This window comes from Desulfovibrio sp. X2 (assembly GCF_000422205.1).
In the GTDB taxonomy this organism is placed as follows: Bacteria; Desulfobacterota; Desulfovibrionia; order Desulfovibrionales; family Desulfovibrionaceae; genus Alkalidesulfovibrio.
Genome location: NZ_ATHV01000021.1, coordinates 78,901 through 86,609 on the forward strand (window position 1 = coordinate 78,901; position 7,709 = coordinate 86,609).

General features: G+C 64.8%; 7 protein-coding genes and 2 tRNA genes. 1 reads left to right on the top strand and 8 read right to left on the bottom strand.

From position 1 onward, the window contains the following. Positions 1–247: 247 nt before the first annotated feature. The 7 genes from DSX2_RS08395 to DSX2_RS08425 all read right to left on the bottom strand — a co-directional run bounded on the left by DSX2_RS08395 (position 248) and on the right by DSX2_RS08425 (position 5,626). Positions 248–760 (bottom strand): CarD family transcriptional regulator, encoded by a 513-nt coding sequence (locus DSX2_RS08395; RefSeq protein WP_020880743.1) that lies wholly within the window; start codon positions 758–760, stop codon positions 248–250. Positions 761–836: 76 nt separating this feature from the next. Continuing rightward, positions 837–1,487 carry an aminoacyl-tRNA hydrolase gene (gene pth, locus DSX2_RS08400; protein WP_035041394.1) on the bottom strand — a complete coding sequence of 217 codons (651 nt, stop codon included), beginning with the start codon at positions 1,485–1,487 and terminating at the stop codon, positions 837–839. Positions 1,488–1,559: 72 nt separating this feature from the next. Continuing rightward, positions 1,560–2,153 (bottom strand): 50S ribosomal protein L25, encoded by a 594-nt coding sequence (locus tag DSX2_RS08405; RefSeq protein ID WP_020880745.1) that lies wholly within the window; start codon positions 2,151–2,153, stop codon positions 1,560–1,562. A 37-nt stretch (positions 2,154–2,190) separates the two neighbouring features. Further along, the gene (locus tag DSX2_RS08410) at positions 2,191–3,141 is read right to left on the bottom strand and encodes a ribose-phosphate pyrophosphokinase (protein ID WP_020880746.1); all 951 of its coding nucleotides are present in this window, start codon (positions 3,139–3,141) and stop codon (positions 2,191–2,193) included. 26 nt (positions 3,142–3,167) lie between these two features. After that, positions 3,168–3,243: transfer RNA gene (locus DSX2_RS08415), tRNA-Gln, on the bottom strand. 3 nt (positions 3,244–3,246) lie between these two features. After that, on the bottom strand, positions 3,247–4,143 hold the full coding sequence (gene ispE, locus DSX2_RS08420) for a 4-(cytidine 5'-diphospho)-2-C-methyl-D-erythritol kinase (RefSeq protein ID WP_020880747.1): 897 nt from the start codon (positions 4,141–4,143) through the stop codon (positions 3,247–3,249). Positions 4,144–4,183: 40 nt separating this feature from the next. Continuing rightward, positions 4,184–5,626, bottom strand: coding sequence for a DegQ family serine endoprotease (locus DSX2_RS08425; RefSeq protein WP_020880748.1), 1,443 nt, complete (start codon positions 5,624–5,626; stop codon positions 4,184–4,186). Positions 5,627–5,807: 181 nt separating this feature from the next. On the opposite strand from DSX2_RS08425, the gene DSX2_RS08430 reads away from it, so the two are divergent. After that, positions 5,808–5,884, top strand: a tRNA-Arg gene (locus DSX2_RS08430). A gap of 68 nt (positions 5,885–5,952) precedes the next feature. On the opposite strand, the gene DSX2_RS08435 is transcribed toward DSX2_RS08430, so the two are convergent. Next, entirely contained in the window at positions 5,953–7,293 is a 1,341-nt protein-coding gene (locus DSX2_RS08435) for an alpha-amylase family glycosyl hydrolase (RefSeq protein ID WP_020880749.1), read from the bottom strand. Between the last annotated feature and the right edge of the window lie 416 nt (positions 7,294–7,709).

Consider the following 7,709-nt stretch of genomic DNA (forward strand, 5'->3'; position numbering starts at 1 on the left):
ACGGCCGCGGGCAGGGCGTGTCATGACTGGGCGACGCTCCGGACAGCCGGCGTGAATCGCCGGTCGCCGCGAAATGTTTTTGGTTAGTTTTTCCCGCGAATGAATTGTTACACTCCGGCGCGGGCAGGCGCGGCCGGCTCTGTACTGTACTATAAGAACAACGGATGAAACCGGATGCTTTGGCGTGGTTTCTGGATTCAGCGCTCTTGCCACTTAGCGGAATCCGTGGCGGTTGGCAAGAGCCGTGTTACATTTTCCCGTCTTCGTTCAGGACGTCGGCGAACATCTCCTGGATGGACTCCCGGATCTCTTCCTGGTCGCGTTCGAGCGCGAAGGAGAGCTCCAGCGTGATCAGGCTCATGGCCTGCTCGAGCAGGCGACGTTCACCGAAGGAAAGTTCCTTGTCGCGGCCGATCAGCAGGAGCTCCTTGAGGACGTAGGCCACGTCGCGCAGGTTGCCGCTCTTCAGCTTTTCGGAATATTCGCGGTAGCGCCGGTTCCAGTTCTGGCCGGTATATCCGGTGAAGTCAGACCGGTCCTTCAGGACCTCGAGGACGGTCTGGCCCTCTTCGCGGGTGCACACGGAGCGCAGGCCCACCGACTCGGCATTGGCCACGGGAACCATGAGCGTGACGTTGTTCGCCAATATGCGGACAATGTAGAACTCGGTCTTGGCGCCCCGGATCTCCTGCGTCTCGACCCGCTCCACCTTTCCGACGCCTTGCGCCGGATAGACGACCAGTTCATTGATTTCGAACAACGAATTTCCTCCACATCCCAAGAACAGACCAAGGATGTTGATACGCTAAACGCTTCGACAAGTCCAATGCGCCGCGCTAAGCATCCGGTCCGTTCTCCGGTTCCGTCCCTTTCGGGGTGGCTTCGAAGACGTGCAGGAACTGCTGAGCCGCCGCGAGCCCCTTGCCCCCCGGGGCGAAGAAGAGGGGCAGGGAGTCGCGTGCCGCCTGCATGATCTCGGGCAGCGCCTGCTCCTCCTGCGCGGAAAAGGGCGAGAGCACCCAGTCGGTCACGGCGGTGTGCTCGGGGGGACGGCCGATGCCGACGCGAAGACGCGCGAAGCGGTCGGTGCCGAGCTCGGCCACCATGGACTTCAGCCCGTTGTGTCCGGCCGTGCCGCCGCCCAGCTTGGCCTTCAGGCGGCCGAACGGCAGATCCATCTCGTCGTGCGCCACCAGGACCTGCTCCGGCTTGATGCCGTTCTCCATGCAGATGCGCACGGCGGCCTTGCCGGAGAGGTTCATGTAGGTCATGGGCTTGGCCAGCAGGAAGTCGCCTTTGACCCGCGGCAGGGAGACGCTCCAAAGCTCGAAGTCCGACGGAGAGGGCAGCTTGATGCGGCGGCGGTACGGCTTGGCGTCGATCTCGGCCAGCACGGCGTCGATGACCATGAATCCCGCGTTGTGGCGGGTGAAAGCGTACTGCGGCCCGGGGTTGCCCAGGCCGACGATCAGTCCCTTGTAGTCCATATGCGGCGCGTCGAACGACAAAGGGCTCCAAGGAGGCCCTTGGAGCCCTTTGCAGACGGGAAGTCCAGGGGTTTAGGCCTCGGCGGCGGCTTCGGCCTCGGCCTCGGGAGCGAGCACGCCGACGACGGAGAAGTTCTCGTCGTAGACCACGTCCACACCTTCGGGAGCCTTGACGTCGGCGACCTGCAGGTTCTGGCCGATCTCCATCTCGGTGACGTCGATGGAGATGAAGTCAGGCACGTTCAGCGGCAGGCACTCGATGGTCAGGATGTCGCGGAAGACGGTCAGCTGGCCGCCCAGGACGACGCCCTTGCACTTGCCGGTGATGCGGACCGGGATCTCGACGCGGATCTTCTTGGACAGGTCGATGCCCAGGAAGTCGACGTGCAGGATCTGGCGCTTGACGGGGTGGCGCTTCAACTCGCGGACGAGGCTCGGCTTATCGGTGACGACGCCGTCCTTCTCGATCTTGAGCGTCAGAACGTGGGACAGGCCCACCTTCTCGTAGGCCTTGGACAGGGCCAGCTCCGGGATCTGGACGAGGATGTTCTCGCCTTCCCCGTTGTAGAACACGCCCGGAACAAGCCCCTGGCTGCGCATGGTGCGACAGGAGCCCTTGCCGGTCTCGGAGCGGGCGGCTGCGGTCAGTTCGACTTGCTGGGACATCGTAAAACTCCTTTGCGTCGTGTGGCGGGCCCCTCTTCTAGACGAAGAGGACGCTCACCGAGGATTCGGTATGGATGTTGTGGATCGCCTTGGCCAGCAGACCGGCCACGGACATGACCTTGATCTTGCTGCATTCCTTGGCCTTGGGGCCGAGGGGGATGGTGTCGGTGACGACGACCTCGGCGTAATGCGAATTTTCCAGGCGCTCGATGGCCGGGCCGGAGAGCACCGGATGGGTGGCGCAGGCCACGCACTTGCTCGCGCCGTGCTCCATGAGGACGCCCGCGGCCTCGCAGATGGTGCCGGCGGTGTCGATCATGTCGTCGAGAACGATGGCGATCTTGTCCTTGACGTTGCCGATGAGGTTCATGGCCCTTGCCTTGTTCGGCTCGTCGCGGCGCTTGTCGATGATCGCCAGGCTGGCGCCCAGGCGCTTGCCGTAGGCCCTGGCGCGCTCGACGCCGCCGGCGTCCGGGGAGACCACCACCACGTCCTCGTCCTTGTAGGCTTCCTTGATGTAGGAAAGAAGGACGGGCGCGGCGAAGAGGTTGTCCACGGGCAGGTCGAAGAAGCCTTGGATCTGTCCGGCGTGCAGGTCGATGGTCAGCAGGCGGTTCATGCCCGCCACGGACAGGAAGTCCGAGACCAGCTTGGCGGAGATGGGCGCGCGGGGCACGACCTTGCGGTCCTGGCGCGCGTACCCGTAGTAGGGCACCACGGCCGTGACGCGCGAGGCGCTGGCGCGCTTGAGCGCGTCGAGGATCAGGCCGAGCTGCATGAGGTTGAAGTTGACGGGCGAGCAGGTGGGCTGGACGACGAAGACGTCCGCGCCGCGCACGTTGGCGCCGATCTCGATGCGGATCTCGCCGTCGCTGAAGGTCTCGGCCAGGATGGGGGTGAGCTTGCACCCCATGTGATCGCAAATGGCCTCGGCCAGCTGGGGGTTGGCCGTACCAGAAAGAATTCTCAGATCTCCGTGCAGCGCCATTTCTCTAGAACCTTGCGTTGTATGAATGGCAGGGGAGGAAGGATTCGAACCCTCGAATGACGGGACCAAAACCCGTTGCCTTACCACCTTGGCTACTCCCCTGCGTCAGGGACTGTGTATGAAGGCCCCGGGGGCCTTTTCCTCCCCGGTCCCGGCCAGGGCGCGCGCAGCGGCATTCGCCGTGCTCAAGTCGCGAAAAGCGGCCACGATGCTCGCGCCGCTTCCGCTCATGACGGCCCCTGCCGCTCCGAGCCGCAACAACTCTTCCTTGTACCGTCTAAGAGTCTGAAACGCCGGGAAAACCGCGGCTTCGAAATCGTTTTCCAGGCAGACAGGCCAAGGGCAAAGAGAGCCTGTATCCATTTCACCTGGGCCTGTCAACACTTGCGGCAGCCCGGCGCCGTGCGGTTTGCCCAGGCGGCGCGCGTCCCATTCGCGGTAGGCCCAGGCCGTATCCACGTGTTCGGACGGGCAGAGAAGCAGCAGGTGGAGTCCGGAAAGATCGACTTCGACAGGCTGCAGCCGCTCGCCCACGCCGTGCGCCAGGGCGGGACGTCCGAGCAGGAAGAAGGGCACGTCGGCGCCCAGGCCGAGCGCGGTTTCGGCCAGCCGTTCGGGCGTGAGCGCGGCAGCCCCCGCGTGCTCGTTCAGGTAGGCGAGCATGGCCGCGGCGTCCGAGCTGCCGCCGCCGAGCCCGGCACCCGAGGGAATGTGCTTCTCCACCAGCACGCGGACGTCCGGGGGAATGCCCGTGGCCGCGGCGAAGGCCGTGCAGGCCCGGTGGACGAGGTTCTTCTCCGCGGGCACGTCCACGCCCGGACAGTCGAGGAGCAGGCCTCGGCCAGGTTCGCCCGGCGTCACGCGCAGCACGTCGTGCGGCTCGGGAAGGGGAAGAAAAAGCGTTTCGAGCTCGTGGTACCCGTCCTCGCGGCGGCCCGTGATGCGCAGCACGAGGTTGACCTTGCAGGGGGCGGTGAGGACAGCGGGAGGGAAGGTCTTCATTGGGGAAAAAAGGGGAGGGCCGAAGCCCTCCCCCAGGTGGTTAGTGGGGAACCGTCATCGTCCTGATGACATTGTGGCCCTGGCGCTTGATGAGCAGCAGGAGCACGCCCTTGGTCTTGCCCTCGGTCTTGTAGACGCGTTCGAAGTCGGCCACGCTGGACACGGGCTGCTGGTTGACCTCGAGGATCACGTCGCCGGGAGCGATCTGGGCCTGGTCGGCGGGAGAATCCTGCTCCACGTCCACGACCAGCAGGCCCTGGGGCTTTTCGAGCCCGAGCGCCTTGGCCTCGCGCTCGGTCACGGGACGCAGGGCCAGGCCGTCGATCTTGGCCTCGGGCTGCATCTGTCCGGGCTGGCCGCCGTTCGCCTCGGCGAGCTTCTCGGTGTCGCGCTGGCCGAGCACGGCCGTCAGGTCGAGGCTCTTGCCCTTGCGCCAGACGGTAAGGTGCACGGTCTGACCGGGCTTCAGCGCCGCGATGTGGCGCAGCAGCTCGGCGGAGTCGGCCACGTCCTCGCCGTTGACCTTGGTGATGACGTCCGCGGTCTTGAGTCCGGCCTTGTCGGCGGGCTGTCCGGGCAGCACGTTGGCGACCATGGCGCCCTTGGCCTCGGGCAGGCCCAGGGCCTTGGCCGCATCGGGGTTCACGTCCTGGATGGTCACGCCGAGCCAGCCGCGGGAAACCTTGCCCTTGGTCTTCAACTGCTCGATGACGGTCTTGACCATGTTGCTCGGCACGGCGAAGCCGATGCCCTGTCCCGAGGCCACGATGGCGGTGTTCACGCCGATGACGTGGCCGTTCATGTCGATCAGCGGACCGCCGGAGTTGCCGGGGTTGATGCTGGCGTCGGTCTGGATGAAGTTGTCGAAGGGACCTGCGCCGATGATGCGGCCCTTGGCGCTGATGATGCCCGCGGTGACCGTGTGGCCGAGGCCGAATGGGTTGCCGATGGCCAGGACCCACTGGCCCACCTTGGCCTTGTCGGAGTCGCCGAAGGTCAGGGTGGGCAGGGTGCGTTTGGCGTCGATCTTGAGCAGGGCGAGGTCGGTCTCCTTGTCGCGGCCGACGATCTTGGCCGGATAGGACTCGTCCGAGCCGAGCAGGTTGACCTTGATCTCGTCGGCCCCGGCGATGACGTGGTAGTTGGTCACGATGTAGCCGTCATCGGAGATGATGAAGCCGCTGCCGAGCGCGCCCTCCTTGTGGGGCCGCTGCGGCTGCTGTTCGCCGAAGAAGCGGTTGAACTGGTCGAAGAAGTCGTCCATGGGGCCGTTGCCTTGGCCACGCGGCGGACGGTGGGACTGGAAGAATTCCCGCATCGCGTCGTTGCCCTTGACCATCTTCACAGTGGAGATGTTCACCACGGCCTTGCCGGTTTCCTCGGCCAGTTCCGTGAAGTCGGGCAGGGTGGCCGAGTACGCTGTGGCCGCCATGAAGAGGACCAGGAAAAGACCTGGCAGCAGGCGTTTGGAGAGTGTGCGCATGATATGTTCTCCTTGGCATGGCGGGCGGCCTGAGCGCCGTCCGCGGGGGAATGAAAATCGGGATGGAGTATAGTCCAATTGGAACGATTGTAAATAACTGTATGAAAATTTGTACCTCTTGTCGATGTGTTCATCTTGACATCCGAGCCCCAGGCTGCATAAAAACATCGTCTTCCTTCGCGTCCCCGTAGCTCAGCAGGATAGAGCAGCTGCCTCCTAAGCAGCAGGCCGTGCGTTCGAATCGCGCCGGGGACGCCACGATTTTCCGCTCTAAGAGGCCGCCTTCCGGGCGGCCTCTCGCTTTTTCGGCATTTGCCGCCATCGGTCTACGGAACCCACCGGTAGACGGCATAGCCGCGCGGCGGGGCCCAGAATTCGGCCATGCCCTCCGCGCTGTCGGGCTGGTCCTGCGGCATGTCGAGCGTCTGCGCGCTCCACCACGCGGCAGGCGTCCAGCGGCCGCCAGCTGTCCCTGTGAAGACCCGCTCCCCTCGCCATTGTCCGCCGTGGTTGTTGAGCGCGAGCACGAGTCCTTCCCGACCGACGCTCCCCGTGCGCTGCATGAGATAGAGGGTCTCGTCCGCCCAGAGGACGCGGCTTGGTCCGTCGGCGAGCTCTTCATGCACCCGGATCAGAGCGTCCATGCCGTGGGGCGTCCCCGACATGGCCAAGCCGTAGACGGCGTAGTCCTTCCAGTAGACGCAGGGATACCCCTCGTGAGTCAGGATGAAGGCATAGGCGAGCAGCTTGTCGTTCGCGATCTCCGGCGTATCCCCTCCGCGGAAATCGTGGTTGTCCACGAAGGTCACGGCCGTGGCCGGGCAGGCGCGGAACAGGAGATCCGGCCTGCACAGGGAGCGAAGGTCGTAGCCGTAGGAGTCGCACAGCGCCTTGAGTTCCCAGCGCAAGGGAAAGTCGAAGGCCCCGACCGGATTGTCGCTCCAGCCATTGGCATCCTGCAGCCAGTCCGCGATGGCCCGCTCGCTGTCCCAGTTCTCGGCCACCGCATAAGGGCTCACCGCCCGGCCGCCGCGCTCGTAGCGGTACTCCTGGATGCTCTTGATGAGCCAGGTGCCGTAGCCCTTGACGAAGTCGTAGCGGAAGCCGTCGAAGCCGATCTCCTCCACCAGCCACCGGGCCAGATCCAGCATGCCGCGGTAGATATCCGGGTTCCTGTGGCAGAGGTCCGGCATGTCGCCGAAGGTCTCGTTGTCCCACCGTTCGTAGATGTTCGGATGGAAGCTCGTCCTGTCGCGCGGGAATCTGCCGCTCATGGGCCGAAAGAGCGTCCAGCGCTCGACGTGGTCGAGGTCGTTCACCTCCGTGGTGTCTGCGCCGTTGTTGTGGTTGAGGACCATGTCGGCATACGCCTGCAGGCCCTGGGCATGAATCTCTCCGATCAGGTCCTCGAGTTCGCGGCGCGAGCCGAAGAGCGTCTTGATCCCGCCTTTCTGGTCGAATTCCCCGAGATCGTAGTAGTCGTAGGGATCGTATCCCATGGACAGGCCGGAGACGTTTCCGGCCTTATGCGCAGGCGGCAGCCACAGGGCGGTCACCCCGGCACGCGCCAGATCCGCCGTCTTGCTGTGCAGATAGTTCCACCAGCCGCCGACACGGTTCTCGGCCTGCGGACAATCCCAGTAAAATGCCTGCATCATGACGCCCATCGGCGCACCTCCTGGCTTTTCATGTCCTGCCGGGAAGCTCGGGAGGAAGGGAGGGGCGGCCGCGCGGCTGCTTCCCGCCGCACGACTGCGTGGAGAGTGGGAGCTAATGATGAATTATGCCCGGGGCCGAAAGAATGACAAGGGGGAATCGATTCCGCTCACGAGGCCTGAGGTCCCGGAAAAGCGGATAAAAAGGCTCAGGGCGAGACAGGGGAGGCATGTCCGGCCCGGCCGGGAATGCGTGAACTTTTTCGCAGGCGCCGGACCGGGGCTCCTGCCCCTTCACGAGGTGCACGTGCTGCCCCTTTGCTGCGTGAAGGCACAGGAGTGCGGGGGCGCGGCGCAGGGGCGGCCGAGATCGGAAGAGCGGTTCAGCAGGAATGCCGAGACCGGGAGCTAATCTCGTATGCCGTCTT

Excerpts from the sequence above, each read along its gene's own strand:
- DSX2_RS08435 (WP_020880749.1), bottom strand. The coding sequence starts at position 7,293 with ATGGGCGTCATGATGCAGGCATTTTACTGGGATTGTCCGCAGGCCGAG.
- DSX2_RS08425 (WP_020880748.1), bottom strand. The coding sequence starts at position 5,626 with ATGCGCACACTCTCCAAACGCCTGCTGCCAGGTCTTTTCCTGGTCCTC.
- ispE (WP_020880747.1), bottom strand. The coding sequence starts at position 4,143 with ATGAAGACCTTCCCTCCCGCTGTCCTCACCGCCCCCTGCAAGGTCAAC.
- pth (WP_035041394.1), bottom strand. The coding sequence starts at position 1,487 with ATGGACTACAAGGGACTGATCGTCGGCCTGGGCAACCCCGGGCCGCAG.
- DSX2_RS08405 (WP_020880745.1), bottom strand. The coding sequence starts at position 2,153 with ATGTCCCAGCAAGTCGAACTGACCGCAGCCGCCCGCTCCGAGACCGGC.
- DSX2_RS08410 (WP_020880746.1), bottom strand. The coding sequence starts at position 3,141 with ATGGCGCTGCACGGAGATCTGAGAATTCTTTCTGGTACGGCCAACCCC.